This window comes from Achromobacter sp. FW305-C-28, from assembly GCF_058783235.1.
The window spans coordinates 132,373-158,667 of the sequence record NZ_JBYSYL010000014.1; the positions used below are offsets into that span (position 1 = coordinate 132,373).

At 65.7% G+C, this 26,295-nt stretch carries 25 protein-coding genes and 1 tRNA gene; 5 read left to right on the plus strand and 21 right to left on the minus strand.

The genetic code is table 11. From position 1 onward, the window contains the following. Positions 1 to 10 precede the first annotated feature (10 nt). From AC3WMR_RS26890 to AC3WMR_RS26945, 12 genes are all read right to left on the minus strand, one after another. A complete protein-coding gene (locus AC3WMR_RS26890) occupies positions 11 to 1,003 on the minus strand; it encodes a Bug family tripartite tricarboxylate transporter substrate binding protein (protein ID WP_492266783.1) in 993 nt (330 codons plus the stop codon). Positions 1,004 to 1,161: 158 nt separating this feature from the next. After that, positions 1,162 to 2,076, minus strand: coding sequence for a LysR family transcriptional regulator (locus AC3WMR_RS26895; protein ID WP_492266784.1), 915 nt, complete (start codon positions 2,074 to 2,076; stop codon positions 1,162 to 1,164). A gap of 25 nt (positions 2,077 to 2,101) precedes the next feature. After that, complete coding sequence (locus AC3WMR_RS26900; protein WP_492266785.1) at positions 2,102 to 2,986, minus strand: alpha/beta hydrolase; 885 nt, start codon at positions 2,984 to 2,986, stop codon at positions 2,102 to 2,104. Continuing rightward, positions 2,979 to 3,740 (minus strand): GntR family transcriptional regulator, encoded by a 762-nt coding sequence (locus AC3WMR_RS26905; protein ID WP_492266786.1) that lies wholly within the window; start codon positions 3,738 to 3,740, stop codon positions 2,979 to 2,981. Before AC3WMR_RS26905 ends, AC3WMR_RS26900 begins: the two co-directional genes overlap by 8 nt. 54 nt (positions 3,741 to 3,794) lie before the next feature. Then, positions 3,795 to 4,856, minus strand: coding sequence for a carbon-nitrogen hydrolase family protein (locus tag AC3WMR_RS26910; RefSeq protein WP_492266787.1), 1,062 nt, complete (start codon positions 4,854 to 4,856; stop codon positions 3,795 to 3,797). A gap of 21 nt (positions 4,857 to 4,877) precedes the next feature. Further along, entirely contained in the window at positions 4,878 to 5,570 is a 693-nt protein-coding gene (locus tag AC3WMR_RS26915) for an ABC transporter ATP-binding protein (RefSeq protein ID WP_492266788.1), read from the minus strand. Beyond that, on the minus strand, positions 5,557 to 6,432 hold the full coding sequence (locus AC3WMR_RS26920) for an ABC transporter ATP-binding protein (protein WP_492266789.1): 876 nt from the start codon (positions 6,430 to 6,432) through the stop codon (positions 5,557 to 5,559). The genes AC3WMR_RS26915 and AC3WMR_RS26920 overlap by 14 nt, the downstream gene beginning before the upstream one ends. Beyond that, complete coding sequence (locus tag AC3WMR_RS26925; protein WP_232786473.1) at positions 6,422 to 7,405, minus strand: branched-chain amino acid ABC transporter permease; 984 nt, start codon at positions 7,403 to 7,405, stop codon at positions 6,422 to 6,424. Before AC3WMR_RS26925 ends, AC3WMR_RS26920 begins: the two co-directional genes overlap by 11 nt. Beyond that, entirely contained in the window at positions 7,405 to 8,319 is a 915-nt protein-coding gene (locus tag AC3WMR_RS26930) for a branched-chain amino acid ABC transporter permease (protein ID WP_175193613.1), read from the minus strand. Before AC3WMR_RS26930 ends, AC3WMR_RS26925 begins: the two co-directional genes overlap by 1 nt. After that, positions 8,316 to 9,485 (minus strand): ABC transporter substrate-binding protein, encoded by a 1,170-nt coding sequence (locus AC3WMR_RS26935; protein WP_492266790.1) that lies wholly within the window; start codon positions 9,483 to 9,485, stop codon positions 8,316 to 8,318. The genes AC3WMR_RS26930 and AC3WMR_RS26935 overlap by 4 nt, the downstream gene beginning before the upstream one ends. 58 nt (positions 9,486 to 9,543) lie before the next feature. Further along, positions 9,544 to 10,455: a fumarylacetoacetate hydrolase family protein gene (locus AC3WMR_RS26940; protein WP_492266791.1), complete on the minus strand. Its 912-nt coding sequence runs from the start codon at positions 10,453 to 10,455 to the stop codon at positions 9,544 to 9,546. Positions 10,456 to 10,544: 89 nt separating this feature from the next. Continuing rightward, positions 10,545 to 11,669, minus strand: a complete 1,125-nt coding sequence (locus tag AC3WMR_RS26945; protein ID WP_492266792.1) for a cupin domain-containing protein — start codon at positions 11,667 to 11,669, stop codon at positions 10,545 to 10,547. A 206-nt stretch (positions 11,670 to 11,875) separates the two neighbouring features. On the opposite strand from AC3WMR_RS26945, the gene AC3WMR_RS26950 reads away from it, so the two are divergent. Beyond that, on the plus strand, positions 11,876 to 12,136 hold the full coding sequence (locus AC3WMR_RS26950; protein ID WP_492266793.1) for a hypothetical protein: 261 nt from the start codon (positions 11,876 to 11,878) through the stop codon (positions 12,134 to 12,136). 298 nt (positions 12,137 to 12,434) lie between these two features. Here the strand turns inward: AC3WMR_RS26950 and AC3WMR_RS26955 are convergent, their stop codons facing one another. The 3 genes from AC3WMR_RS26955 to AC3WMR_RS26965 all read right to left on the minus strand — a co-directional run bounded on the left by AC3WMR_RS26955 (position 12,435) and on the right by AC3WMR_RS26965 (position 14,421). Next, the gene (locus tag AC3WMR_RS26955) at positions 12,435 to 13,553 is read right to left on the minus strand and encodes a porin (protein WP_492266794.1); all 1,119 of its coding nucleotides are present in this window, start codon (positions 13,551 to 13,553) and stop codon (positions 12,435 to 12,437) included. Positions 13,554 to 13,880: 327 nt separating this feature from the next. Further along, entirely contained in the window at positions 13,881 to 14,165 is a 285-nt protein-coding gene (locus AC3WMR_RS26960) for a type II toxin-antitoxin system YafQ family toxin (protein WP_492266795.1), read from the minus strand. Continuing rightward, positions 14,089 to 14,421, minus strand: a complete 333-nt coding sequence (locus AC3WMR_RS26965; RefSeq protein WP_492266796.1) for a type II toxin-antitoxin system RelB/DinJ family antitoxin — start codon at positions 14,419 to 14,421, stop codon at positions 14,089 to 14,091. Before AC3WMR_RS26965 ends, AC3WMR_RS26960 begins: the two co-directional genes overlap by 77 nt. 514 nt (positions 14,422 to 14,935) lie before the next feature. On the opposite strand from AC3WMR_RS26965, the gene AC3WMR_RS26970 reads away from it, so the two are divergent. Both AC3WMR_RS26970 and AC3WMR_RS26975 read left to right on the plus strand, forming a co-directional pair. Then, positions 14,936 to 15,763: an acid phosphatase gene (locus AC3WMR_RS26970; RefSeq protein WP_492266797.1), complete on the plus strand. Its 828-nt coding sequence runs from the start codon at positions 14,936 to 14,938 to the stop codon at positions 15,761 to 15,763. Between the two features lie 48 nt (positions 15,764 to 15,811). Continuing rightward, positions 15,812 to 16,603 (plus strand): hypothetical protein, encoded by a 792-nt coding sequence (locus tag AC3WMR_RS26975; RefSeq protein WP_492266798.1) that lies wholly within the window; start codon positions 15,812 to 15,814, stop codon positions 16,601 to 16,603. Here AC3WMR_RS26975 and AC3WMR_RS26980 read toward each other — a convergent pair. Continuing rightward, complete coding sequence (locus AC3WMR_RS26980) at positions 16,591 to 17,616, minus strand: AraC-like ligand-binding domain-containing protein (RefSeq protein WP_492266799.1); 1,026 nt, start codon at positions 17,614 to 17,616, stop codon at positions 16,591 to 16,593. The two genes, AC3WMR_RS26975 and AC3WMR_RS26980, sit on opposite strands and share 13 nt — an antisense overlap. Positions 17,617 to 17,841: 225 nt before the next feature. Between AC3WMR_RS26980 and AC3WMR_RS26985 the strand changes: the two genes are divergently transcribed. After that, positions 17,842 to 19,002, plus strand: coding sequence for a calcium:cation antiporter (locus AC3WMR_RS26985; protein WP_492266800.1), 1,161 nt, complete (start codon positions 17,842 to 17,844; stop codon positions 19,000 to 19,002). A gap of 202 nt (positions 19,003 to 19,204) precedes the next feature. On the opposite strand, the gene AC3WMR_RS26990 is transcribed toward AC3WMR_RS26985, so the two are convergent. Beyond that, positions 19,205 to 19,279, minus strand: a tRNA-Arg gene (locus tag AC3WMR_RS26990). Positions 19,280 to 19,510: 231 nt separating this feature from the next. Between AC3WMR_RS26990 and AC3WMR_RS26995 the strand changes: the two genes are divergently transcribed. Further along, on the plus strand, positions 19,511 to 20,419 hold the full coding sequence (locus AC3WMR_RS26995; protein ID WP_492266801.1) for a c-type cytochrome: 909 nt from the start codon (positions 19,511 to 19,513) through the stop codon (positions 20,417 to 20,419). A gap of 103 nt (positions 20,420 to 20,522) precedes the next feature. On the opposite strand, the gene AC3WMR_RS27000 is transcribed toward AC3WMR_RS26995, so the two are convergent. The 4 genes from AC3WMR_RS27000 to AC3WMR_RS27015 form a co-directional block, all read right to left on the minus strand. Further along, positions 20,523 to 22,049, minus strand: a complete 1,527-nt coding sequence (locus AC3WMR_RS27000) for a 3-hydroxyacyl-CoA dehydrogenase (RefSeq protein WP_492266802.1) — start codon at positions 22,047 to 22,049, stop codon at positions 20,523 to 20,525. A gap of 88 nt (positions 22,050 to 22,137) precedes the next feature. Beyond that, positions 22,138 to 23,367 carry a CaiB/BaiF CoA transferase family protein gene (locus AC3WMR_RS27005; protein ID WP_175193622.1) on the minus strand — a complete coding sequence of 410 codons (1,230 nt, stop codon included), beginning with the start codon at positions 23,365 to 23,367 and terminating at the stop codon, positions 22,138 to 22,140. A gap of 971 nt (positions 23,368 to 24,338) precedes the next feature. Continuing rightward, positions 24,339 to 25,487 (minus strand): acyl-CoA dehydrogenase family protein, encoded by a 1,149-nt coding sequence (locus tag AC3WMR_RS27010; RefSeq protein ID WP_492266932.1) that lies wholly within the window; start codon positions 25,485 to 25,487, stop codon positions 24,339 to 24,341. Positions 25,488 to 25,522: 35 nt separating this feature from the next. After that, positions 25,523 to 26,146, minus strand: coding sequence for a TetR/AcrR family transcriptional regulator (locus tag AC3WMR_RS27015; protein ID WP_492266933.1), 624 nt, complete (start codon positions 26,144 to 26,146; stop codon positions 25,523 to 25,525). Positions 26,147 to 26,295 lie beyond the last annotated feature (149 nt).

Here is a 26,295-nt window from a genome sequence, read left to right on the forward strand (position 1 = left end):
TCAGATGCGCTTACTGCGCCTCGATCTTGGCCGCCTTGACCAGCGCCCCGTACTTGCGTATTTCGGCGGCCTGCGAGGCGACGGGGTCCACGCCCGGCGCCGCCAGCGCGCCGCCGGCTTCCTGCATCTTGACGCGGAACGACTCGGACTTGAGCGTGTCCGCCAGGGCCTCGCGCAGCTTGGCCGCTACCGGCTCGGGCAAGCCGGCCGGGCCGAACAGCGAAAACGTGATGCTGATATCCACCGATTCAAAGCCCGGCGTCTCGGCCAGCGCCGGAATGTCCGGCGCCATCGGCGAACGCTTGGCCTCGGTCACACCCAGCGCCACGACCTTGTCGCCACGCACCTGTGGCAAGCCCGAAGACAGCACCAGCATGCCGAAATCCAGTTGCCCGCTCATCAGGTCGGTCACCAACGGCGCCACGCCGCGATAGGGTACATGCTCGGCGCGCGTGGCGGTGGCCTGGTTGATCATTTCACCGGCCAGGTGCAGCGTGGTGCCCACGCCCGACGAACCGTAGTTGAAGCTGCCCGGCGCCGTTGCGCGCAGCTTTTGCAGATATTCGGCCGCCGTCTTCACGCCCGAATTCTTGCTGGCGGCCAGCAACATGGGCTGCGAGGCGATCACGCCCAACGCCGAAAAATCCTTGACGCCGTCGTACTTGACCGCGGTGTTGATCATCCGGGCAATGACCATCTCGTTGGTCGATCCCAGCAGCAGCGTATAGCCATCAGGCGCGGCGCGAGCCACGCGCTGGGCGCCGATGGTGCCGCCGGCGCCACCGACGTTTTCCACCACCACGCTCTGGCCCATGCGCTTGGCCAGCTCCTCGCCGAACAGGCGCGCGGTCAGGTCGACGCTGCCGCCAGCCGGGTAGCCGACCACCAGCGAAATTGGGTGATCGGGATAACCGGCGGCCAAGGCCGGCTGGGTCACGGCCAACGCCGTTGCGGCGCAGAACACGGCCAATGCGCCGCGCAGCGGATACGGTACGGATTTCATGAATTTCTCCCTGGGGTGCTGTGTCGGACGGCGGAGCCGCCTCGTTCGAATTTCGGGAGACATTTTGCGATGCCGGGCAGACCCGCTACGTGCCATATCGGCACATATCGGTGCTATTTCAGCTATCCGGTCAATACCTTGTCCACGCCTGGCGACGCTCAGGCCTTGCGGTTGGCGGTGGCTTGCCACGCCGCCTCGGCCAGATCCGCCAGCCGCGCCCGCGACCGATACAGCCGCACCTCGAAGGCAATCTCGTCGCTGCGTCCGCCCAGGGATACCAGCGTGCCACGGCGGCAATCGGCGGCCACCATCGACCAGGGCAGCCAGGCCACGCCCAGCCCCTTGACCGCCGCGCCGTGCGCCGCGTCCAGGGAATCGCTGCGCATGAATGGCGCCAGCGCATAGGGCGTGGTTTCCAAGCGGTCGCCCAGAATGCGTTCCATCGACAGCCCCCCCGCGTAGGTGATCAGCGGTGCGGGCTGCCCCCCCTCGCTGAGCGGATAGCGAGCGCGGCCGCGGCTGTCGGCCTGGCTGACGGGCACCAGTTTGTCGGTGCCCAGCGTCATATAGCGGTAGCGCACCGGACTGAGCTGCATGGACAGCGCCGGGTGCTCGTAGCAGCACAGCAGGTCCACCTTGCCCTGCTCCAGCCGTATGGACAGGTCTTCCATCTTGCCGGTGGAGATTTCCACCTGCGTACCATCGACCAGCACCTTGGGCGCACGCAGGCGCAGACGCGCGATCCAGTCGGCCACCAGCGTGCGCGCCAGGCTGCGGCCGGTGGCGATGCGCAGCACCGCCTCGCCGCCCGCGCCCGAGCTGCGGATGCGATGCCGCACCAGCCCCATCTGCTCGACCACCTGCGTGGCCGTCTTGAGCAGCGCCTCGCCCTCGGCCGTGAGCGTGACCGGCACGCGCTGGCGTTCCACCAGCGGCGCACCGGCCCAGGCTTCCAGGGCGCGGATGCGGCGCCCGAACGCCGGATGCGTCACGTGCCGCGCCTCGGCGGCGCGCACGAAGCTGCCGGTCTGCGCCAGCGCGATCAGGTCTTCCAGCAGCTTCAGGTCAGCCATGGCATGCGAGACGTCGGCTTGGCCGTCAGGCCGGCACCAGGCCCATCATCGCCAGGGTGGCCCGGGTCAGGTCGCTGTTCGGGTCTTCCAGCTCATTCACCAGGTCGAAGTGATTGCACTGCGGCGTGGGGATGCGGGTGGCTTGCAGGCCGGCGCCCGTCCAGGCCCGTTCAAAGGCCTCGGTCTGGTTCTTGAAGCCTTGCGTTTCCAGCCCGCCCACCGCCAACAGCATCGGGCCGGCGCGCTTGGGCAGGTGAAAGATCGGGCTCTGGTGCGCGGCCTGGTCAGGCGTGAGCTGTAGCCAGGTATTGGGCAGGATGTCGCACAGCGGCCGCAGATCGAACAGGCCGCTCAGCGCCAGGGTGCCTTTGACCACGTCGTCCGGCACGCCATAGCGCGCCGGCCAGTCGGGCGCGGCCAGCATGCCGGCCAGTTGGCCGCCGGCCGAGCTGCCGCCCACGTAGATGCGGTCGCGGTCCACGCCATAGGCAGCCGCGTTGTGATACAGCCAGGCCAGCGCCGAACGCATTTCGCGCACCACCTCGCCTAGCGTGGCCTCGGGCACCAGCGTGTATTCGGGCACGGCCACCGCGGCGCCGGCGTTGTTGAAGGCCTCGGCCATCACCGGCGCGTCTTCCTTGCGCTGTGCGCGCCAGTAGCCGCCATGGATGAACACGAACAGCGGCGCCGGCGTGCACGTGGAGGCGGGCAGGAACAGGTCCAGCCGTTCATCGTGTCCCATGCCGTAGCGCAGGTTCAAGAGACCGGGGCGGCGCGACTTCACCGCTGCAGCAGATTCCGCGTAGCGGCGCACGCAGGCGTCGAAATCCGACACCGATTCCCGGGCGTTGTATTGCACCTCGCGCTCGGCGATGGTGGGAAAAAACAGATCGATATCCGCGTCACTCATTGATGGCCTGCCTGTCGTCCTGGGAAATGATGTGTTCGATGAACTGCGCTGTCTTGCGATAATGCGCCGCCAGCATCGCCACCGAGCGCTCGACATCGCGCGAGATCGCGGCGTCCAGCAGCTGTCGATGCTCGTCGTCGACGTTGCGCTCTGGCCCATAGGCCGTGGCGCCGGCACGCGCCGGGCGGCGGTAGCGTTCGGTCTGCGCGTACAGCTGCGTGGACAGGTCCAGCAGCCAATGCGAACGGCAGGCGCCGATCAAGGCGTGATGGAAGTCCAGGTGGCGGGCCTCGAGCGATTCTTCGAGTTCCTGGCTGGGCGGCGAGGCTTCGCCCGCGCGCTGCGCCGCCAGCGTCAGCGCGTGGTACGCGCCGACCAGGCGCGTCTCCCAGCCATCGTCGGCATTGGCCAGCGACCGTCTCAAGGCGTCGCAATCGATCAGGATGCGCGTTTCACAGGCGTCCCACATCTCTTCGATCGACAGGGGCGCAATGCGAAAACCGCGCGAGGTGGTGGTGACCACCATGCGCTCGCTGCGCAGGCGGTTCAGGGCTTCGCGGATGGGAGAAAAGCTGCTGCCGTAGCGCTGCTTGAGCAATTCCAGGCGCAGGGACTGGCCCGGCGCGAAGGCCCCGCTCATGATGTCGCGCCGAAGCAGGCGGTAGACCTGCTCGGACAGCGTGATTTCCTCTACCTCGGCGCTCCCGTCCGATCCGGGCTCGTCCTGGCGGGAGGCTTTGATTCTTGGCTTCAACGTGCTCTCCAGATGTCGGCGGCTAGCCGGCCGGCCCGGGGCCGGCGGCCCATTCTACTCGCGGGCCGACCGCCCTTGCCGGCGCGCATCGGGCTGCGGCTCGGCGGGTGCGGCCGACGGGGCCCAGTCGGGCTCCTCGCGGTTCAGATCGTCCTGGTCGTCATAGCGGGCCGCCTGCAAGGGCCGGCGATTCACGCGCAGGTCGAACACGTCGAAGCGGTTGTAGTGGCCGGTGATGTCGTGCATCTGGCGCGGCTGGATGCAGCGCGACAGGTCGATGTCGGCATAGACGATGCCTTCGTCGTCGATCAGCGGTTCGCCGATCACGCGGCCGTCCGGCCCCAATATTCCCGAAAACGCGCTGTTGCGGCGCGCCAGCGTCTCGCGGGCCTCGGGGTGGCTGGCGCTGATGGCGTCCTGGATCTCGGTCGAGATCGTCGAGCACGACACCACGGTGAACACCTTGCCTTCGAACGAATGGGCCGCCGCGCGCAGGCGGATGGCCTCGGCCATGTCGTAGTCGGGTGGCGCCACCGGCAGCGAGATATAGCTGGCCACGTGCACCATTTCGCCCTGCGCCAGCAGCGAAAAGCGCGCCAGCGTATTGGTGTTCTCGCCGCAGGCCAGCCCGCCCAGCTTGCCGACCGAGGTGTCGTACACCCGCAGCGATTCGCCATCGCCGTGCGCCCAGGTCAGCTTTTCGGCCCAGGTCGGCACCAGTTTGCGATGACGGCCCAGGATGCGGCCTTCGTCGTTGATGAACACCATCGTGTTGTAGATCGTGCCCACGCCAAAACGGCTCCGCTCGTTCACGCCCACCACCACGTTGATGCCGTGCTGGCGCGCGGCTTGCGCGATGCGGCGGATCTCGGGGCCGGGCAGTTCGATGGCGCTCTTGCAGAGCTTTTCGAACCACGGACTGCCCTGCACCGGGTTCATCACCCAGCTCCAGTACGGATAGGCCGAGATGAACACTTCCGGAAACGCCACCAGCCGGGCGCCCTGGCCGGCGGCCTCGGCGATCAGCGCGCAGGTCTTGTCGACGGTGGCGTCGGTGTCCAGGAAGACGGGCGCCGCCTGCACGGCAGCGGCCTTGAATTGGGGCAGATTCAGCATGATTTCGGCTCCTGTTGCGGGTCAGATACCCAGATAGCGCTGCGCCAGATCGGGCTGCGCGGACAGTTCGGCAGGCTGGCCCGACCAGGCCACGCGGCCCTTGTCGACGATGTAGTGGCGGTCCACCAGCGTCGCCATCTCGGGCAGGTTCTTGTCGATCACCAGAATCGTCTGGCCTTCGGCCTTCAGGGTGTGCAGGCACCGCCAGATTTCCTGCCGGATCAGCGGGGCCAGCCCTTCGGTGGCCTCGTCCAGGATCAGCAGCTTGGGGTTGGTCATCAGCGCCCGGCCCACCACCAGCATCTGCTGCTCGCCGCCCGACAGCGTGCGCGACGATTGCCCGCGGCGTTCCTGCAAGCGCGGAAACAGCGCATAGACGCGGGCCAGGTCCCAGCCGCCGGGTGCGGCGCGCGAGGTCGCCACCAGGTTTTCTTCCACCGTCAGCGACCCGAACACACGCCGGCCCTCGGGCACCAGCCCCACGCCCAGCCGCGCCACCACGCTGGGCGCCGGCCGCAACAGCGTCTGGCCGCGAAACTGCACCTGCCCGCCGGTCGCCGGCAGCATGCCCATCAGCGTCTTGATGGTGGTGGTCTTGCCCATGCCGTTGCGGCCGATCAGCGAAATCACCTCGCCCTCGCCCGCCTCGAACGACATGCCGAACAGCACCTTGCTCGAGCCATAACCGCCCGTCAGGCCGTCAACCTTCAACATGTTCTTCTCCCAGGTAGGCGGCGCGCACGTCCGGATGGCGCCGCACCTCGTCGGGAGCACCGCTGAACACCACCTTTCCGTAGACCAGCACGCTGATGCGGTCGGCCAGCGCAAAGACGGCGTCCATGTCGTGTTCCACCAGCAGGATGCCGTAGTCGCCCTTCATGCCCAGCAGCAGCCGGGTCATGCGGGCCGATTCCTCGGGTCCCATCCCGGCCATGGGCTCGTCCAGCAGCAACAGCCGCGGTGAGCGCGCCAACGCCACTGCCAATTCCAGCTGGCGCTTTTCGCCATGGGCCAGGTCGGCCGTGCGCACATGGCGGCGCTCGGCCAGGCCCACGTGCGTCAGCCACTGCATCGCCTGCGCCTTCAGGCCCGCGTCGCGCCGGGGATCGGACCAGGCGCCAAACGCCCGACCGCCCTTGAGCATGCTCGACAGAATCACGTTTTCCAGTGCGGTGTATTCGTGGCACAGCTCGGTGATCTGGAACGAACGCCCCAGCCCCAGCCGGGCGCGTTCGAAGGCCCGCAGCGCGGTCACATCGCGCCCTTCCAGGTGGATGGTCCCCGAATCCGGCCGGATCTCGCCGCAGATCTGCGCGATCAGCGTCGACTTGCCCGCGCCGTTCGGGCCGATGATGGCGTGGATCTCGCCCGCCCGCACGTCCAGGTCGACCCCATTGGTCGCCACCACGGCGTCGAAGGCCTTGCGCAGCCCGGATAGCTGCAGAAGTACCTTCCCGGCAGCAGCTTGCGATGCTGCTTCCCCATCGGGATGCCACGGAGCCGGCTCCGCCGGTCCGTCGGCATGCCCCCTGGAGGGGGAGGCGCGTAGCGCTTCGGGGGGGGTCTTAATCAGCATGACGGGTCTCCAGCAGACGACCGAAGAGGCCTTTCTGACCCCACAGCACCACCAGCACCAGGATCGGCCCCATGTACAGCAGCCAATGCTCGGTCAACGACGACAGCAGTTGCTCCAGCCCCAGGAACACGGCCGCGCCCGCAATCGGGCCCAGCAGCGTGCCCACGCCGCCCAGGATCACGATCGCCATCAGCTCGCCGGACTTGGTCCACGCCGCCATGTCGGGCGTCACCAGCCCCGCGTAGTTGGCCCACAGCACGCCGGCCAGCCCCGTGCCCACCGCCGACAGCACGAAGGCGGAGAGGCGGTAAGGCGTGGGCGCCACGCCCAGGTTCAGCGCGCGCCGCTCGCTCTGGCGCAGCGCTTGCAGCACCATGCCGAAACGCGAATTCACGATGCGGATGCACAGCAGCGTCCAGGCCACCAGCAGCGCCAGGCAGACGTAGTAGAACGTCACCGGGTTCTCCAGGTTCAGGCCCGGCAGCACATTGCGCTGCGCGATCATCAGGCCGTCGTCGCCGCCGTAGAACTGCAGCGACACCAGGATGAAATACACCATCTGGCCGAACGCCAGCGTGATCATGATGAACTGCACCCCGCGCGTGCGCAGCGCCAGGTAGCCGAACACCCAGCCCGCCAGCGCGCACACCACCAACGCGATCGGCCACACCACCAGCGCGGCATTGCTGCCGGCCCAGCCGAACAGCGGGCCCGCCTCGGCCGTGTGGAACGCGATGATGCCCACCGCATAGCCGCCCAGCCCGAAGAACATCGCATGGCCGAAGCTGACCATGGCGCCATAGCCGATCACGAGATCCAGGCTCACTGCCGCCAGCCCGTAGATCAGAAAGCGCGTCACCACGCCGATCAGGAACGGCGAACCCGAGGCCGCCGCGGCCCCCGGCAGCGCCAGCAGCAGGACCAGCCCGGCCAGCCCCCAGCGCGCGCGATTCGAAAGATTCATTGTCATCATCATCCCCGCGCCGGAAACAGCCCGCCCGGCTTGGCGATCAGCACGATCGCCATCAACACATAGATGCTGGCCGATGCCAGGCCCGCCGCCAGCGGGTCTGCCGTGGCCGGCGAGAACACCGCGCCCAGCAGTTGCGGCAGGAAGGCCCGCCCCATGCTGTCCACCATGCCCACCAGCAAGGCCCCCGCCAGCGCCCCACGCACCGAGCCCACGCCGCCGATCACGATCACGACGAAGGTGGTGATCAGGATGCGTTCGCCCATGCCGATTTCCACCGCCAGCAGCGGCGCGGCCATCACACCCGCCAGGCCGCACAAGAGCGCGCCCAGGCCGAACACCAGCGTGTAGAGCTTCTTGATGTCGATGCCCAGCGCGTCGACCATTTCACGGTCGTCGGCGCCGGCACGGATCAGCATGCCGATGCGCGTGCGGTTCACCAGCCACCACAGCCCCACCGCCACCAGCGCGCCGATGGCGATGAACGACAGGCGGATCAGCGGATACTGGAACCCCGGCGCCAGCGTCACCGCGCCTTCCAGGAACGACGGAATGCCTACCAGCGGCGGGCGTCGCCCGAAGATCAGGCTGACCGCCTCGTTCGAAAACAGCAGCAGGCCGAACGTGGCCAGCACCTGGTACAGGTGGTCGCGCTTGTACAGCTTGCGGATCACCAGCACCTCGACCGACAGGCCGTACAGCCCCGCCCCCAGCAACGCCGCCAGCACGCCCGCCAGGAACGAGCCGGTGGTGCCGATGGCGTAGGCCGCGCAGTACGCGCCCACCATGTAGAACGAGCCGTGGGTCAGGTTCACCACGCCCATGATCCCGAAGATCAGGGTCAGTCCGGCCGCGAGCAGGAACAGCATCGCGCCGAACTGCAGCCCGTTGAGCAACTGTTCAAAGAGCAAGGTCATGACGGCATCTTGCAGAATTGGGCGTAGGCGTCCTTGTCGTCCGACACCAGCTTGCGCACCAGGTGCGGCGACAGCGCGCCGCTGGCGTCCTTTTCAATCTTCATCAGGTACAGGTCCTGCACCGGGTGCTGATTGGTGTTCATGCTGAACTTGCCGCGCAGCGACGCGAATTCCGGCTTGCGCAGCGCGGCCCGGAACTCGGCCTGGCGCGACAGGTCGCCGCCGGTGGCCTTGAGGCCCGCCCCGATCAACTGCGCCGTGTCGTAGGCCTGCATGGCATAGTCGGTCGGCACGCGGCCGTAGGCCGCTTTGAATGCCGCCACGAAGGCCTTGGACTGCGGGTTGTCGAAGTCCACCGACCAGATGCCGGTGGTGTAGGCGCCCAGCGCCGCGTCACCGGTGGCCTGGATCATGCGCGCATCCATCGAGAAGCTGGGCATCAGCATCGGGATGGTCTTGTTCAGGCCGGCCGCCGCGTACTGCTTGACGAAGTTGATGCCGGTGCCGCCCGGATGGAACTGGTAGACGGCTTCGGGCGCCAGCGACCGCAGGCGCGCCAGTTCCACCGAGAAGTCCGACTGATCCAGCTTGGTGTAGATCTCGGCCACCACCTCGCCCTTGTAGGTGCGCTTGAAGCCTTCGATGGCGTCGCGCCCGGCCTGGTAGTTGGGGGCCAGCAGCACGACCCGCTTGTAGCCCAGCTCGTTGGCGGCCACGCCGCCGGCCGTGTGGAAGGCGTCGTTCTGGTACGAAGCCACGAAGTAATTCTGGTCGCACTTCTCGCCCGCGAAGCTGGACGGCCCGGGGTTCAGGCTGACGTAGAAGGCGCCCGCCTTGACTACGCCCGGCGCCACCGCGGCCAGCACGTTCGAAAAATTCACGCCCGTGAACAGCTTCACGCCCGATTGCAGCATGCGGTCGGCCGCCTGTTTGGCATTGGCCGGCTTCAGGCCGTCGTCCTCGATCACCAGCTGCACCGGCACCCCACCCAGCGCGCCGCCGCCCTGCTTGATGGCCAGGTTGAAGGCATCGCGTTCGTCTTCGCCGATGTAGCCCGCCGGCGTGGACAGCGTGGCGATGAAGCCGATCTTGACCGGGTCCGCGGCCTGCGCCGCGCCGCCCAGCGCCATGGCCAGTGCGGCCGCCCATACTGTTTGCTTGATCATTGTTTTCCCCTTGGAGACCGCTGCGCCGGCCGCCCTTGCGGCCCGCGCCGGAATTCGCCTAGACCGCCACCACCGGATGCCGCAGCGTGCCGATGCCTTCCACGCACGCCACCACCACGTCGCCCGGCCACAGCCATTCCTGCGGCTTGCGGCCCGCCCCCACGCCTTCCGGCGTGCCGGTGGCGATGATGTCGCCCGGCTCCAGCGTGATGCCCGCGCTGATGTCGGAAATCAGGAACGGCACCTTGAACAGCATGTGGCGCGTGTTCGAGCCCTGCTTCTTTTCACCGTTCACCGTCAGCCACAGGTCCAGCACCTGCGGATCGGGAATCTCGTCGGCAGTGACGATGCACGGGCCGAACGGCGCGTAGGTGTCCTGGCCCTTGGAATAGATCCACTGGCCGGCGCGGCGGCAATCGCGCGCGCTCATGTCCAGCATCACGCTGTAGCCAAACACATACGACAGCGCATCGGCCTCGGCCACGCGCGTGGCGCGCCGGCCCATGATCACTGCCAGTTCCACCTCCCAGTCCAGCTGCTGGGTGATCCTGGCGTTGTGCTCGATGGCATCGCCCGGCCCGATCACCGTGGTGGGCGGCTTGGAGAAAATCACGGGCTGCTTGGGCAGGTCGGCCGACGTGTCCAGCGTGCGGCTCGATTCCGCCACGTGCTCGACGTAGTTCAGCCCGATGCCGAAGATGTTCTTGCGCGGACGCGGAATCGGCGCCAGCAGCTTCACGTTTTCCTGCGGCAGGGCGGCGCCCACGGGCCAATTACCGCGGTAGGCCTCCAGCAGTCGCGACGCCTGCGCCACGGCCACCGGCCCCAGGTCGATGAAGGCCAGCATGTCGTCCGGCAGCGCCACGCCGCCCGCCTCGCCCAAGCGGGCCAGGTCGATCACATAGCCTTCGGCCAGCGCCCCCAGGCGGGCGGCGGCGGTGGGATGGGCGCGAAAAGTTACCAAGCGCATAGGAACTCCAGGAAATTGAAGATGAGTTGAGACAGGCGCCCGGGTGGCCCCGGGCGGCGAATGAAGATTCAGAGTGGGGGCTGCCGCCGCTAGATCAGTTTCTGGTGGCCGCCGTTGTCCTTGACCGCCTCTTCGCGGTACAGGGCCAGCGATCGCATCACCGGCAGGTCGTTGAAGCAGAACAGGCAGGCATCGTCGTTGGACGACAGGTTGGCGTGCTCGTGCACGGCCCAGGACGGCACACAGAAGATGTCGCGTTCGGTCCAGTCGTAGCGCTTGCCATCGATGATCGAAAAGCCGCTGCCCTTGGCCACCTGGTAGATGAAGCTGCCGGTATGGCGGTGGGCCTGCGTGTGTTCGCCCGGCCGCAAGAGCTGCATGCTGGCGCCGATGGTGGGCATGACCGGCCCGCCCGTAGCCGGGTTGACGTAGTCCATCAGCACGCCGTCGTAAGGGCTGCCGGCCGACACCCGCGCGTGGCGGCGCAGCGCTTCGTAGGTGGGTTCCCATTCGTACTTGAACAGCGGTGAATAAGGCTTGGTCCAGCCCGACGCCTGCGGCCGCAGCGCCACGTTGCCCCAATTGGCGCTGGTGTCGTCCACCGGGTACGTCACCGTCTGGTTCAGGTCGGGATGCACGGCATAAAAGCCTGCCTCCAGCGCATTGACCAGCGGAATGTCCAGGCCGTCCTGCCAGATGCACGTGCTGCCGTCTTCGGCCACGCCATGCTCGTGCCAGGTGCCATTGGGCGTCAGCACGAAATCGTTCGCGCCCAGCGTCATCTTGTGGCCATCGACCACCGTGAACGCGCCCGTGCCTTCCATGATGAAGCGCAGCGCCGAATGCGAATGCGCGTGGGCCGACGCCAGTTCGCCCGGCTGCATCACCTGCAGGCCGGAATACAGCCAGCCCACCGCCGCGGCCACGTCACGCCGGCCGGGGTTGTTCAGGTAGATCACCCGGCGGCCCGCTTCTTCGGGCGAGACCAGCTCGGCCGAGCGCAGCACGTGGCCCCGCAGTTCCTGGTAGCGCCACACGACTGGCACCGAGGCCGAACGCGGCGCCCAGGGCTCGATCTTGTTGGCGACCGTCCAGAGCGCGCCGGTCTCCAGGCGCGCCAGTTCCTGGTAGTAGGCGATGCGCTCCGGCGAATCCGCCACGTTGGCGCGGCCGGCGGTGCTTTCCCGGTAGGCGTCGTACCTGTTCGCTTCCATCCCTTGCCTCTTTTTATAAAACCTAAAAGATTTTCGAAAATATTAGAGGCGGGCGGGACTTTGGGCAATCTTTGCGCGCTAGGGGTTTTCCTGGGGCCGCGGGGTCCGTCAGGAATTTACCTGCACGATCGCCAAAAATACTGTACAAAAACACAGTGCAACGTGCTACATTTCGCTCGCCGAAAAACGTCGTCCAGGAGAATCCTGTGTCCGAAGCCGCCCTCAACGCCCCGACCCACGTCGTCCAGTACATCGTCATCCCCTACCGCGCTGCCGCCAACGGCGTGGCCCCCGGAGAAATCCGTCCGGCCAGCAGCGAGTTCGGCGCCATCCGCATCGCCAACTCCATGGCCTCCAAGTTCGCTGGCGTGGCCGCCTACGAAGTCATGATCGATAAGGAAACCGGCGACATGGAATCGCCCCGCATCCTCGCCCAGATTGGCACCGTGCCGTCGCTGGACGACTGACCCTTCCCCTTTTCCGTCCCCTCAAACGGAAGCGCCACCGGCACCGCATTGCGGTGCCGGTGGCGCTTGGGCCTTCGGGCAGGCTGACTCATCCTGACCTGGGTTAGGGTGAGCGGACTGAGAGTGGAGCTAGGGAGGTGGCCGCTTTTTTCGCGTCTGTGGCCGGGTAAGACGCCCAGTCCGCTCAATGCAACCGCGGTCCGCCGAACCGGGGCATGGCCGCCGGTCCGGCGGGTCCGGCTTTTCCACGGCGCGCACCATGCACGCGCCGTCGATGCGCCGGACCGCGAGGCCTCGCTTAGAAGCGGTGACGCACGCCCACCAGGCCGACCGTGCTCTTCACACCGTCGATGAAGGCGAAGTTCGTGGCGTACGAACCCAGCGCGTACAGGTTGGTGCGCTTGGACAGGTTGTAGGTGTAGCCGATGCTGTAGATGTTCATCGTGGCATCGTCGCCGGTCAGAGCGGTGTTGTTGGCGTCAGCACGCTGCCACGAGGCCAGGATGCTGCTTGCGCCACCGATCGGGGCCGACAGGCCAACCAGGTACGAGTTCGACTTGAAGTCCTTGGCGACGACGTTGCTGCCGAAGCTCTTGGCCGTGGTCGAACCGCTGCCGAAGGCGTTGATGGCCTGGCCGGTGAACCAGCCGTCACGCGTCTGGCCGTAGGCCAGGGCCAGCTTGACCACTTCGAAGTCATACGAACCGCCAATGATCCACTGCTTGGGCGACGAGTCGTTGGCGCCAGCAACCTGGTTGGCCAGGTTCAGCTGGTCGTACGACAGGGCCACGTTCAGCGGGCCATTCACGTAGCGCACGCCGGCCGTGATGGCGCGGGTGTTGTCGGCGGTCTTGAAACCGGTTTGCGCGGCGGTGGTGTCAGCCACGTTGAACGAGTAGCCCAGGCCGACCTGGAAGCCACCGAACGACGGGGTCGAGTACTGCACCATGTTGTCGTGACGGACCGTGTTGGCCGCGCCAAAGGCCGCGCCGACGTTGGCCTGGCCGTAGCTGGCGCCGAACGGATCGATCGCGCCGAAGTACTTCGAAGCGATGTTGGTCTGGCGGCCGAATTCCAGCAGGCCCCAGGAATCGCTCTTCAGGCCGACGGTGGCTTGGCGGCCGAACAGGCGGCTGCTCTGGCCCGACTGGCCGTTGGCCGAGTTGAAGCCGCTTTCCAGCGTGAAGACGGCGCTCAGGCCATCGCCCAGATCTTCGGCGCCACGCAGGCCCCAACGCGAACCGCTGGACACGCCGTTGGTCATGCCGACCTTCGATTCCTTGTAGCCGTCGTTGCCCTTGATGCGCTGGAAGCCCACGCCCGTGTCGATCAAACCGTACAGAGTCACCGAGGTATCAGCGTGCGCAACGCCAGACAGCGCGGCGAACAGGGCGGTGACGAACAAAGTCTTTTTCATTACAGATTCCCGTTAATTGAACAGACATGCGCTTGCGGGCGGCCCGCAACACCAGCGGCAACGCCGCGCATGACAGGAACGGATTCTAGGAACGCTATGTGTCAGTTTTCGGGACACAAGCGGAAACAGTCCGGGCGTAAAGGAATCTGCAGGAATTTGTGGCGCAAGGCCGACAGGCAAGAAGACGTCGCACCATACGCTTAAGCCTGTCATGCCGGTGTGCTATTACGGAGGGGATAACAATCCTCCAAGCCATAATTCGGCCGACAAAAAAAGAAAGCCCGCAATGGCGGGCCTGCAAACACAGAAACTTGAGCCGATACGCTGTCAGAAGAGATCGCTATGTGTTCCCAAGCGAACCAGCTTGAGAACATCTGGATCAAGCCTATAAATTAAAACCAAGTCATTGCGAACATGACAATCGCGATAGCCCTTGTACTCTCCTGCCAACGGATGGTCGCAATACCGAGCATCTAAGATGGCGCCTCGGCACAAGGTCGTGAGCACAGCACGCAAGTCTATTTGCAGTCTCGCACTAGGTCCGTGCACGCCTGCGCTTAAGCGCTTCAGATCTCGTTCGAACTGCTTCGACACCTCGATTTTTCTCGCCATTCACGCCATCCTGGAACATAGCGTCCACGCTGGCATATTGCTTACCTTGACCGCTCTCAAGCTCTTCAATAGCCGCTCGAGTTGTTCGATTCGGAAGCTCAACTGCAAAAGGCAATCTTCCTTCCGCAGCCACCCGGGTCATCAGCAAACGAATCGCTGTAGAAACATTGAGTCCCATAGCATCCAGCACGCGCGTAGCGCGTTCTTTCGTCTCGTTGTCAATTCGGGCACGAATATAAGTGTCAGCAGTGGACATGGGTTTCTCCCTGTAGCGGGTGGTTTGGCTATCAGGACTACATTGTAGTCACAATGAAGCCGCCCAACAACTCAGGAGGATTGATCTGACCATCAATACTTTCGTCAAATCCATCAAACTACATCGATCCTCGTACCGTTACTTAAGACAGGCCGCAGAATCAGAAGAATCCGACGAAGACCCTGTCAGAAGTTTTGTCACGAACGCAACATCCATCCCTACCCACTCCGCCGCAAAGCACGAAAAACGCATGTCACATGCAGCCCGCATGCCTCGTGCCGATGAGGTGTCGAAGACGACGCTCACGCAAGGAAGCAAAACCAGATGTGATGTTTTTGCCACCCTTTTCCCCATATGTCTCAATCTTCCCGTCGATTTGTCTCGTCCCGCCGCAAGCATGGTTTTACGTGCGATACCCCGGTGTAAATTCTGCCGCACATTCAGGTCGGGCCGCGCCAGGCCGCAATGAATGACTTCCCGCAGACACTGATTTCACCCACGGTACAGGCCGAACATGCGCTCGAGAATCTCCAAGACGGCAACCCTTTTTGCGCTGGCCCTGGCCGGCATGAACACCGGGGTCGCTGCCGCGCAGGACGCGCCCGGCCCTAAGGTCACCGATCCGCACTTCCAGCTGGCGGCCGGCTACATCCCGCCCAAGGAACTGCCCGACAGCCTGGAACTGCTCGGCCCCCCGCCCGCCAAGGGCAGCGCCGCGCTGGCCCGCGACGAAGAGGCCCGCGCCGCCACGATCCCCTTGCGCGGCAAGGCGCGCGCCGGCCTGGCCAGGCTGGACGCCGATCTGCAGTTTCCGCAACCGGCCGCGAACTTCTCGTGCGCCATGGGCATCGAGATCAGCGAGACCACCACGCCGCGCCTGTTCGTGCTGATGCAGCGCGTGCTGACCGACGCCGGCCTGTCCACCTACGGCGTCAAGAACACCTACAACCGCACGCGTCCGTTTGTGGTGCACAACGAAGGCACCTGCTTCGCCGAGCAGGAACCGCTGCTACGCAACGACGGCTCCTATCCGTCGGGCCATACCGCCGCGGGCTGGGCCTGGGCGCTGGTGCTGGCCGAACTCAATCCTGAACGAACCAACGCGCTGCTGCGCCGCGGCCTGGAATTCGGCCAAAGCCGCGTCATCTGCAACGCCCACTGGCAAAGCGATGTCGACGCCGGCCGCACGATGGGCGCGGCCACCGTGGCCAAGCTGCACACCAACGCCGAATTCCTGGCCGACATGGCTGCCGCTCGCCAGGAAGTGCTGGCGGCCAAGGCCAATGGCGCAGCGCCCAGGCAGAACTGCGGCGTGGAAGACGCCGTCCTGTCCGCACGTTGATCGGCGCGGATCGTCACGCCTTTCCAGACCTTGCTTCTTCAGGAAATCATGCGGTCTTTCTTCCCCACCTTGATTCTCGCCACCACGCTGTCCGCCCTGTCCGGCGCGGCGTTGGCCGACAACCCGCTGCCCATCAGCCCGCTGCTCAAAGACAACGCCAACAGCGGCGACAGCTGGAGCGTCAGTGCCAGCCCCTATATCTGGGCCGCGAGCCTGAGCGGCAAGGCCGGCCAATTCGGCCAGCCGGCCAGCAGGATCGATTCCAGCTTCAGCAAGATCTTCAGCGATCTGGACCTGGCGTTCATGGGCGCCATCGAGGCCAGGCGCCAACGCGTCAGCCTGCTGGGCGACGTCATGTACAGCCGCCTGTCGGTCAGCGGCAAGAACCGCATCGGCGTGCTCAGCAAGGAAGTCGACATCACGTCCAAGTCGTTCTCCGGCTTTCTAGGGGCAGGCTACAGCGTGGCCGAATCCGATCGCGGCCACCTGGACGTCGTCGGCGGCGGGCGCCTCTGGTATGCCAGCACCGAGATTTCACTGAAGGGCGGACGGCTGGACGGCAAGGGCGAACGCGACAGCGCGACGTGGATCGACGCCGTCGTCGGCCTGCGCGGGCGCTACATGCTGGACGACAGCTGGTTCGTGACCGGATGGGGCATCGTCGGCGCAGGCCAGGCCCGGCTCGACTGGGACGCCACCGCGGCATTTGGCTACCAGTTCAAGAACAATTTTTCAGCCGTGCTGGGCTATCGCGCGCTGGGCGTGAACTACAACCGCAACGGCTTCATCTACAACGTGGTTCAGCAAGGCCCGATCATGGGGCTGGCCTACCGCTTCTGATCCGCGCCGTAGGCCGCGAAGTGCTGCGATAGCTGGGGCGCCCCGCCAGTGATGGACACGGGCCAGTGTTCCCGATCCCGCGCGTCTTGCGGCGTCATGCCAAAGCGCTCGATGAATGCCTTGCGAAACTTGCCGGTAGCCGCGAACCCCGTATCGGCGGCGATCCGCGCCGTGGCGACCGCGGCGTTGCGCGGATCGATCAGTGCGGCGTAGGCGGCATCCAGCCGCTTGCTCTTGATGACGTGGGCAATGCCGCCCAGATCGGCAAACGCGCGGTACAGGTGGGCGCGCGAGACACTGAAGCGCTGCATCAGCATGTCCGGGCCCAGCTTCGGATCGGCCAGGTAGCGGTCGATGAAGGCCAGCGTGCGCGCGCGCAGCGCCCGTCCCAGCACGGATTGCGGCTCATCCTGCGCCGGGCCGGCCCCAGCCAGGCCCGCCGACAACAAGGTCATCAGCGCTTCCTGCACCGCCACGTCCTCGCTGGCGGAAAGATCGCCGGACACCGCATGCAGCCCTTGCAGATAATCCACCAGCAGCCGCGTGATCGGCAGCCGGGGATCCAGCGCGAAACCGTGCAGGTCGCGAGCGCCCAGCAATTTATCGATGCTGGCGCGCGGCACCGTCGTGGCCAGGCGCACGCCCGCGTCCACCTCGCAGGCGTAGGGCCGCGACAAGTCGATGATGCAGATGCCTCCGGGCGCGGCCACGGCGTTGCGCCCGGCGAAGTCGCCGCGGATCGAGCCGGCCATCAGTACGTGCACCAGATAGTGGTCGATGGGGCTGCGGGCGATGGTCCAGCGGTCGCGCCTGTAGCGCTGGGCATTGAAGGCCGTGGACCCCAGCGTCAGACCAGCCACGGTGCGGATGCGCATCGTGCCTTCCAGCGTCGCGGCCTCGCCATCAGCCACCGGCGTCGTGTCGCAGAACGGCCGCGTGACCTCGCGCCAGTAGTCGTTGCGAAGCGCGGGCTCGACTGCGTCCGTGGAAATAAGGATATCCGTGGAGGCCATGATGGGGTCTTCTTCATTGAGAGCGATCTGCCGCAGGATAACCGACGCACGTGGCTTTGCCGCCAATACGCGTGACGATCCGGGCACGGCGCCCCGCTTGAGCGCGACGCCCGATCGGTTAAAATCGCATTTACTCAAGCGCACTCGCGCTTGCCCCGCCAGGACGACCTGGCCGGCGTGTCACTCCTAGGGACGACCCTGTCATCTTTCACGGAAAGAACAGCGATGCCCGTCCCCTCCTCTTCTGCACACCCCCCTCGCATTCCCAAGACTACCTGGTTGAAACTGGGCTGGGCCTGGTTGGTCGTGACTGCCTTCACCGTCTACGGCGGCACGTGGCTCGCGCAGCCGCTGATGCCGATGGCCGCGATGCTCTGCTTCGCCGTCCTGTTCTTCACCATCATCGCGGCCTCGTTTGGCGTGGTCCATGAAGCAGACCTGCTGGCCCACAAGCTGGGCGAACCCTACGGCACGCTGATCCTGACGCTGTCCATCGTCTCGATCGAGGTGATCCTGATTGCGTCGATGCTGCTGGGCCCGGGGGAATTTCCCACCATCGGCCGCGACTCGATCTTCGCGGTGATGATGATTATCCTGAATCTCGTCATGGGACTCTGCCTGGTCCTGGGCGGCTTAAAGCACGGCGAACAGGAATACAACGCGCAAGGCGCCAACGCCTACCTGACGATGATCGTGCTGCTGACCGGCACCGCGCTCGTCCTGCCCAACTACCTGTCGGGCGCCGGCGAATTCACCCCGCTGCAGGCCTGGACCATTGCCGCCATCACTGCCGGCCTGTATGCGGTGTTCCTGTGGTTGCAGATGGGCCGCGAAAAGCGGCTGTTCATCCAGCCGCCCGCGGGGCAGATGGCCGTGGCTGCCGGCAGCGCAACCATCCCGGCCAACGAGCCGACCACCGAAGCGGGCGACAACACCTCGATCTGGCGCAGCAGCGCGCTGCTGCTGGGCATGATCATTCCCATCGTGCTGCTGGCGCACCACCTGGCCATCGTCATTGATTACGGCGTGGTTACGGCCGGCGCGCCCATCGCCGTCAGCGGCGTACTGATCGCCATCATCGTCTTCACCCCGGAATCACTGACCGCGATCAAGGCGGCGCGCAGCAATGAAATGCAGCGCTCGGTCAACCTGTGCCTGGGCGCCTTCGTGTCGACCGTCGGCCTGACCGTCCCCGCCGTGCTCGTCATCGGCCTGGTGACCGGCAAGCAGGTCGTCATGGGCATATCGATGCTGGAAACGGTATTGCTGGGGCTGACGGTGCTGGTGGGCATGCTGTCTTTCAATGGCCAGCGGACTTCCGTCATGCAGGGCGCGATGCACCTGGCACTGTTTGCGGTGTACGGCTTTTTATTATTCAACCCCTGAATCGGAATCGACGACGTTAAATGCGCGCCCGATATTCGTCATGGCAACGAACCGCCAGCTTCGTTATGACGACGACCAGGCAGCATGCATCGGCCACGGCATATTCGAGGCTGGCTCGAAGGCGGCAAAGACAGGGCTTGAATAAAGCTGGAAGGGGGACTTGAAAGGAGGGGGACTTGAAGGGGGGGGTAAAGCGCAGAGGTGGCGCGCCCGACAGGAATCGAACCTGTATCAAGAGCTTCGGAAACTCTCATTCTATCCATTGAACTACGGGCGCAGCGCAAGGAGGCGGTATTGTACCTAGTTTTGCGCAATCTGCATGAAGCAGATCAAACCATAGGGAAAACTCCGCGAAAACCCGTGTCCGGGGGTTGGACGCGTGTCCATGACACCGTTATATAATCCAGCGTTTGCTTGCAAGGCGGTCTGCTTTTGCCGCCCTTTGTGCAGTACTGATTTTCTGTTGCCGCCGCCAGGCGCCCCCGGTACCCGTTAGCAGGATTTGGTCATGAGCAACGAGCAGGAACACATAGAAGAGCACTCCTCCCCCATCAAGACCCCGAAGCAACTGGTCGTCACCATCGTCCTATCCTTCGTGGTGCCCATCGCGATCATCATCCTGTTGGTGAATCTGGTCGTATCAGGCACCAAGGTAGGCGCCGGCTCGGACACCCTGTCCAACGAAGCCGTCACCAAACGCATTGCCCCAGTCGCCGGTTTCGATCTGGTCGACGCCAACGCCCCCAAGGTCTTCAAGACGGGCGAACAAGTCTTTGCCGCCGTCTGTACGGCCTGTCATACCGCCGGCGTGGCGGGCGCCCCCAAGATCGGCGACAACTCCGCTTGGGCGCCCTTCATCCAGTCCGGTTTTGACGCCATGATGAACGTGGCCCTGCATGGCAAGGGCGGCATGCCCGCCAAGGGCGGCAACCCCACGCTGTCCGACTACGAAGTAGCCCGCGCCGTGGTCTACATGGCCAACAAGTCCGGCGGCTCGCTGCCCGAACCGGCCGCCCCCGCGGAAGAAGGCGCCAAGAAGGAAGCCGACGCCACGCCCGCCGCGGCGCCCGCTGCTGCGGCGGCCCCTGCTGCTGCACCCGCTGCGGCCGCCCCTGCCGCCGCTGCGCCGGCTCCTGCTGCCGCACCGGCCCCCGCGCAGTCCACCGCTGCCGTCAATCCGGCCGGCGAAAAGCTCTACAAGAGCGTCTGTTTCGCCTGTCACGCCACCGGCGTGGCCAACGCGCCCAAGTTCGGCGACAAGGCCGCCTGGGACCCCTACATCAAGACCGGCATGGACGCGATGGTCAAGGTCGCCATGCAAGGCAAGCCGCCGATGCCCCCCAAGGGCGGCGCGGCCAACGCCTCGGAAGACGACATCCGCGCGGCCGTGCAATACATGGTGGACGCTGCCAAGTAGGGCAGGCCCGCACCCCGCTGCGGCCACGCTTCACGGTGGCCTCCAACAAAAAGCCCTTCGATCACTCGAAGGGCTTTTTACATGGCGCGGTGCGCGCCGGCCGTCAGTCGGCGGCGGACGACTTCAACAGCGACATGCCCAGCTGCACGCGGCGTTGCAGCCACAGGCTGGGCCGATAGCGCGGGTCACCGGTAACGCGCTGCATGCTCTTTAGGATCTCGAGGATGCGCTCGGCGCCCAGGGCATCGCCCAGCGCCAGCGGGCCCACCGGATAGCCCAGGCCCAGCGTCACGGCACGGTCGATGTCCTCGGGCGTGGCAATCTGCTGCTGCGCGATGTCGGCGGCAATGTTGACAATCATGGCCACGATCCGCTGGGCCACGAAACCCGGCGAATCCTGGATCACCGACACCGGCACGCCATCGCCCGCCAGCAAGGCGTGGGCAGCATCGCGCCATTTGTCCTGCGTGGCCGGCGACACCATGATGCTGCGGCGGCGCGCCGTGTCAAAGGCCTGCAGCGTGTCCAGGCCCACCGCGCGCGAGGCGTCCAGGCCCTGCGCCGACACCGTGGTGGACACGTCTTCGCCAAAGGGCGTGACGATGATGAGCGCGTCCGCGGCCGGCGATGCCCCCGACACCAGCGGCGCACCCAGCTTTTCCAGCAGCGCCGTGGCGCGTGCATAGCCCTCGGGATGCTTGGGGCTGACCCAGACCTTCAGGCCCTGCGGCAACGCCGGCACGGGCGGCTCGGCGGGCACCTGCTTCTGGCCGTCCACATAGGTGTAGAAGCCCTCGCCAGCCTTGCGGCCGATCAGGCCGCCGGCCAGGCGCACGGTGGTGATGGGCGACGGACGAAAGCGCGGCTCGTCGAAGAACTGGCGATAGATCGATTCCATCACCGGGTGCGAGACATCCAGCGCGGTCAGGTCCAGCAGCTCGAACGGGCCCATGCGAAAACCGGCCTGCTCGCGCATGATGGCATCCACCTGCGCGAAGGTCGCCACCGACTCCTGTGCCACGCGCAGGCCTTCGGTGTTCATGCCACGGCCCGCATGGTTGACGATGAAGCCGGGCATGTCCTTGGCACGCACGGGCGTATGACCCATGCGGCGCGCCAGCTCGGCCAGCGCGTCGCCCGTTTCTGGCGCGCTGCGCAGGCCGTCGATCACCTCGACCACCTTCATCAGCGCGACCGGATTGAAGAAGTGATAGCCCGCCACGCGCTGCGGCCGCTTGCACGCCGCGGCGATGGCGGTGATGGACAGCGACGAGGTATTCGAGGCCAGGATGCAGTCATCGGCCACCACGCCTTCCAGCGCGGCAAACAGGTCACGTTTGACGTCCAGGCGCTCGACGATGGCTTCGACCACCAGCTGGCACTGCGACATGTCGGTCAGCGCCGTGGCCGATTCGACACGGTCCAGCGCGGCCTGCGCATCCGCGGCCGACAGCTTGCCCTTCTGGGCCAGCTTGTCCCAGGTCTGGCGCAGCGATTCACGCGCCGCCGCCACCGCGTCGGCGCTGGTGTCGTACAGGCGCACGCGCAGACCGGCTTGCGCCGCGATCTGGGCAATGCCTCGCCCCATGGCCCCGGCGCCCACGACGCCGATGGTTTGAATCTCCGTCATCAACTCTCTCCTGCCTGTAATGGGAATAGTGTTCGCGCGCCGCGGCGCTTGCTGCCACGCGGCGGCAAGCGCCGCGCGGCCATATGAATCAGGCCTGGCCCTGGGCCAGCGCCTGGATTTCTTCGGCGGACAAGCCCAGCTTTTCAGCCAGCACCTGCGCCGTGTGCTCGCCCAGCATGGGCGGCGGACGCCGGTATTGCACCGGGCTGCCGGAGAACTTCAGCGGACTGGCCGCCATCGGCACCGTGCCGGCTACCGGATGCGGCAGCTCGCGCTTCATGCCGCGCGCCAGCACCTGCGGATCTTCGTAGACCTGGTCCAGCGTATTGATGGGCCCGGCCGGCACGCCCACGCCTTCCAGCGCCGCCAGCCAGTAATCACGCGCCCCCGTGGCCATGCGCTCGACCAGCAAGGGCACCAGTTCTTCGCGGTTCTTCACGCGCTGCGGGTTGGTGGAAAACCGCGGATCCGCCGACAGCTCGGGCAAACCGATGGCACCGCAATAATTGCGGAACTGGCTGTCATTGCCCACGGCCACGATCAGGTGGCCATCGCTGGCCGCAAAGACCTGATACGGCACCAGGTTCTGGTGCGCATTGCCCGCGCGCCGCGGCGCGTTGCCGGAGGTCATGAAGTTCAAATTCTGGTTGGCCATCATGGCCACCTGGCAATCGAGCAGCGCCATGTCGATGTGCTGCCCCAGCCCGCTGACCGAACGCTCATGCAGCGCCGCCAGGATACCCACGGTGGAATACATGCCGGTCATCAGATCCGCCACGGCCACGCCCGCCTTCTGCGGCCCGCCGCCCGGCAAATCATCGCGTTCGCCGGTGATGCTCATGAGCCCGCCCATGCCCTGGATCATGAAGTCGTAGCCCGGACGGCTGGCGTAAGGGCCGGTCTGGCCAAAGCCGGTGATGGAGCAATAGATGAGGCGCGGATTGATTTCCTTGAGGCTGTCGTAATCCAGCCCATATTTGGAAAGCCCGCCGACCTTGAAGTTTTCCACCAGGATGTCGCTCTGCAAGGCCAATTCCCGCACCAGCTCGGCCCCACGCGGCGACGCGATGTCGAGCGCGACCGAAAACTTGTTGCGATTGGCCGACAGGTAGTAAGCCGCCTCGCTGGTGTCATTGCCCGCCGCATCCTTGAGATACGGAGGCCCCCAGGCGCGCGTGTCATCGCCCGCGCCGGGCCGTTCGATCTTGATGACCTCGGCCCCAAGATCGGCCAGGTTCTGCGTGCACCAGGGACCCGCCAACACACGAGTCAAATCCAACACACGCACACCAGTAAGAGGAGCAGGACGTTGCGACATTTTTTATCTATACGCGGCAAGAGTGATAGGTTAGGGGGGATATTAGCCGGTGGGGGCTTTGTGTGGCTTTTTGGATGGTCGAGTGGCGGACGGTTGATTGCTTGAGTTTAGGTTCTTGAGACGCTCTGCGGCGTGTGGCCGGGGGGACGCGGGGCTACGATTGCGGTCCGGAGCCTTCGCTCCGGACTGCCCCGTCCTCATCCTCGTACGCCTTCGGCTCCCTACGGATTCCGTCGGGCGCATCTACACGCCCCGCGTCCCCCCGGCCGCACGCCACAGAGCTGCATCAGTTGCAATTTCACGGACGCTGGGGCGGGCGGTGTGCTTGGCATTTTTATGTCGAACTAGGGGGGGTGGGCGGGGTGGGACGGTGCCCGCCTCGTGCCGGCCGCGCGGGCGGCCTTACGAGGCTTACGCGGCGTCTTGCGTGCACCGATGGCGCTCTCGCGCATAGGTGAGGCTGCTGTTCTCGAGCGGCGCGGATGCCGTGGCGTTCCGCATGAACATACAGCGCCCGATGGGCGGCGCGCGAGACAGTCACCCCGCGCAAACCAGTACCTGCCGCGCCGCCCATCACCGCCCCTCCCCCCTGACGGGGAAACCACTAGAAAACCAATCTCCATAAGCGCGAAGCGCCCCCGCAACACTGTCAACAACACGAATGCCAAACGTGGCCGCCCGCGCGGCCGCGGCTTGGCGACCCTGTAGATTCCATTCCCTGACCACAGGTCTAGCAGCGCCACAAACCCAGACACACGTAGCCCCTTGCGGCGGCGGCATGCGGAGTGGGCAACCTCGATGCGCCCAAGGGAATCCGTAGGGAAGGCCGAAGGCCTGGACGAGGATGACGCAGGGGCAGTCCGGAGCGAAGGCTCCGGACCGCAATCGTGGGCGCCCACTCCGCATGCCGCCGCCGCAAGGGGCGACCTACGAAGAACAACTCGACGCACAAGCCCAAAGCAACAAAAAAACTACCCCTGCGCCTTGATCACTTCCCGAGCAATCACCAGTTGCTGAATCTGCGTAGTCCCTTCAAAAATTCGGAACAACCGCACATCCCGATAAAACCGCTCCACCGCATATTCCGACATATACCCCGCCCCCCCGTGAATCTGCACCGCCCGATCCGCCACCCGCCCCACCATCTCCGTCGCATACAACTTGCAGCATGCCGCCTGCATCGTCGTGTTCTCGCCGCGATCCCGCATCTTTGCGGCATCCAGCACCATGCAGCGCGCCGCGTACAGCTCTGCCTGGCTATCGGCAATCATTGCCTGGATCAATTGGAATTCAGAGATCGGCTGCCCGAACTGCTTGCGGTCCATCGCGTATTGCACCGCGTCGCGCAGCAAGCGGTCTGCGATGCCCACGCAGAGCGCCGAGATGTGCAGGCGGCCCTTGTCCAGCACGCGCATCGACGTCTTGAAGCCGTTGCCTTCCTCGCCGCCCAACAGCGCCGACGCCGGCACCCGGCAGTTGTCGAACACCACATCGCTGGTCAGCGCGCCCGCCTGGCCCATCTTCTTGTCCGGCTTGCCGATGATCAGGCCCGGCGTGCCGGCTTCCACCAGGAAGCATGAGATCGAGGCCGCGCGGCGTTCCGGGGCCGTGCGCGCCATCACCGAGAACAGGCCCGCGATCGGCGCGTTCGTGATGTAACGCTTCGTGCCGTTCAGCACATAGTGGTCGCCGTCGCGCTCCGCCGACAGGCGCAGCGCCATCGCATCCGAGCCTGCGTCCGGCTCCGTCAGTGCGAACGAACCGATCAGCTCGCCGCTGGCCAGGCGCGGCAGATAGCGTGCGCGTTGCTCGTCCGTGCCGGCCAGCACGATGGCCTGCGAACCGATGCCGATATTGGTGCCTGCCAGCGAGCGGAACGCCGGCGACGTCTGGCCCAGCTCGAACACCACCCGCACCTCTTCTTCCATCGTCAGCCCCAGGCCGCCGTAATCGGGCGAGATCGACAAGCCGAACAGGCCCAGCTCACGCATCTCGGCCACGATGTCCGGCGGCACCTGGCCGCTCGTGGCCAGTTCGTCTTCGGCGGGAATCAGACGTTCGTGCGTGAAACGGCGCACCGCGTCCAGCAACAGGGTCAGGGTTTCGGTATCCAGGGCCATGATCAGGGTCTCTCAAACGTGCGGGGCAGCGGCGCTCAAGCGCGCATGCCGCCAATCAGTAAATCGAAATAGCCGGCGGCGATCGTCTCGGCGCTGTCGCCCTGCCCGGGCTTGTACCAGCGCACCATCCAATTGAGCATCGACAGCACCGCGCGGCCCGTGGCCGGCACGTCCAGCGCGCGGAATGCGCCGTCCGCCACGCCTTGCGCGATCACCTCGCGCAGCCGCTTCTCGTAGCCGTCGCGCAGGCGTGCCGCGTCTTCGCGTTCGGGCAGCGCCATGCCCGAATAGCCGATCAGCATCGTCACGAACTCCGCGTGGTGCTGCTCGAAATAGCGCGCATGGCCCACCATGAACGCCCGCAGCTGGTCGGCCGCGCCCTCGGCCCGCGCCACGGCCTGGCCCACGCTTTGGGTCAGGCCGTTCAGCACTGCCAGGATGATCGCGTCATAGATGTCCTGCTTGGTCGTGAAGTAGTGGTAGATCGCCGCCTTCGACACGCCGATCGCCGCGGCCAGGTCCGACACCGAACTGCCGTCGTAGCCGCTGCGCGCAAACAGCTTGGCGGCTTCGGCCAGGATGCGTTCGCGCGGCGCCGCCATGGTGGGCGGGCGGCCGGCGCGGGCGCGTTTTGAGGCGGGGGCAGCAGAGGTCGGCATGACGGGGCCAGGTGAGGCAGCGCTGGCTTTTTCAATAGCGGACCATTGGTAGGGCCCCTTCCATTGACAGCAGTTTGGCGCTTGCCGTTAAATAAAGATTAATTAATTACCGGACGGTCGGTAGGTAATTATAGGCACATCCGTTCCCG

Bases quoted from the DNA above. Each gene is read 5' to 3' on its own strand.
- AC3WMR_RS26890 (WP_492266783.1), bottom strand. From the start codon at position 1,003: ATGAAATCCGTACCGTATCCGCTGCGCGGCGCATTGGCCGTGTTCTGC.
- AC3WMR_RS26895 (WP_492266784.1), bottom strand. From the start codon at position 2,076: ATGGCTGACCTGAAGCTGCTGGAAGACCTGATCGCGCTGGCGCAGACC.
- AC3WMR_RS26900 (WP_492266785.1), bottom strand. From the start codon at position 2,986: ATGAGTGACGCGGATATCGATCTGTTTTTTCCCACCATCGCCGAGCGC.
- AC3WMR_RS26910 (WP_492266787.1), bottom strand. From the start codon at position 4,856: ATGCTGAATCTGCCCCAATTCAAGGCCGCTGCCGTGCAGGCGGCGCCC.
- AC3WMR_RS26915 (WP_492266788.1), bottom strand. From the start codon at position 5,570: ATGTTGAAGGTTGACGGCCTGACGGGCGGTTATGGCTCGAGCAAGGTG.
- AC3WMR_RS26920 (WP_492266789.1), bottom strand. From the start codon at position 6,432: ATGCTGATTAAGACCCCCCCCGAAGCGCTACGCGCCTCCCCCTCCAGG.
- AC3WMR_RS26925 (WP_232786473.1), bottom strand. From the start codon at position 7,405: ATGATGACAATGAATCTTTCGAATCGCGCGCGCTGGGGGCTGGCCGGG.
- AC3WMR_RS26930 (WP_175193613.1), bottom strand. From the start codon at position 8,319: ATGACCTTGCTCTTTGAACAGTTGCTCAACGGGCTGCAGTTCGGCGCG.
- AC3WMR_RS26935 (WP_492266790.1), bottom strand. From the start codon at position 9,485: ATGATCAAGCAAACAGTATGGGCGGCCGCACTGGCCATGGCGCTGGGC.
- AC3WMR_RS26940 (WP_492266791.1), bottom strand. From the start codon at position 10,455: ATGCGCTTGGTAACTTTTCGCGCCCATCCCACCGCCGCCGCCCGCCTG.
- AC3WMR_RS26945 (WP_492266792.1), bottom strand. From the start codon at position 11,669: ATGGAAGCGAACAGGTACGACGCCTACCGGGAAAGCACCGCCGGCCGC.
- AC3WMR_RS26955 (WP_492266794.1), bottom strand. From the start codon at position 13,553: ATGAAAAAGACTTTGTTCGTCACCGCCCTGTTCGCCGCGCTGTCTGGC.
- AC3WMR_RS26960 (WP_492266795.1), bottom strand. From the start codon at position 14,165: ATGGCGAGAAAAATCGAGGTGTCGAAGCAGTTCGAACGAGATCTGAAG.
- AC3WMR_RS26965 (WP_492266796.1), bottom strand. From the start codon at position 14,421: ATGTCCACTGCTGACACTTATATTCGTGCCCGAATTGACAACGAGACG.
- AC3WMR_RS26970 (WP_492266797.1), top strand. From the start codon at position 14,936: ATGCGCTCGAGAATCTCCAAGACGGCAACCCTTTTTGCGCTGGCCCTG.
- AC3WMR_RS26975 (WP_492266798.1), top strand. From the start codon at position 15,812: ATGCGGTCTTTCTTCCCCACCTTGATTCTCGCCACCACGCTGTCCGCC.
- AC3WMR_RS26980 (WP_492266799.1), bottom strand. From the start codon at position 17,616: ATGGCCTCCACGGATATCCTTATTTCCACGGACGCAGTCGAGCCCGCG.
- AC3WMR_RS26985 (WP_492266800.1), top strand. From the start codon at position 17,842: ATGCCCGTCCCCTCCTCTTCTGCACACCCCCCTCGCATTCCCAAGACT.
- AC3WMR_RS26995 (WP_492266801.1), top strand. From the start codon at position 19,511: ATGAGCAACGAGCAGGAACACATAGAAGAGCACTCCTCCCCCATCAAG.
- AC3WMR_RS27000 (WP_492266802.1), bottom strand. From the start codon at position 22,049: ATGACGGAGATTCAAACCATCGGCGTCGTGGGCGCCGGGGCCATGGGG.
- AC3WMR_RS27005 (WP_175193622.1), bottom strand. From the start codon at position 23,367: ATGTCGCAACGTCCTGCTCCTCTTACTGGTGTGCGTGTGTTGGATTTG.
- AC3WMR_RS27010 (WP_492266932.1), bottom strand. From the start codon at position 25,487: ATGGCCCTGGATACCGAAACCCTGACCCTGTTGCTGGACGCGGTGCGC.
- AC3WMR_RS27015 (WP_492266933.1), bottom strand. From the start codon at position 26,146: ATGCCGACCTCTGCTGCCCCCGCCTCAAAACGCGCCCGCGCCGGCCGC.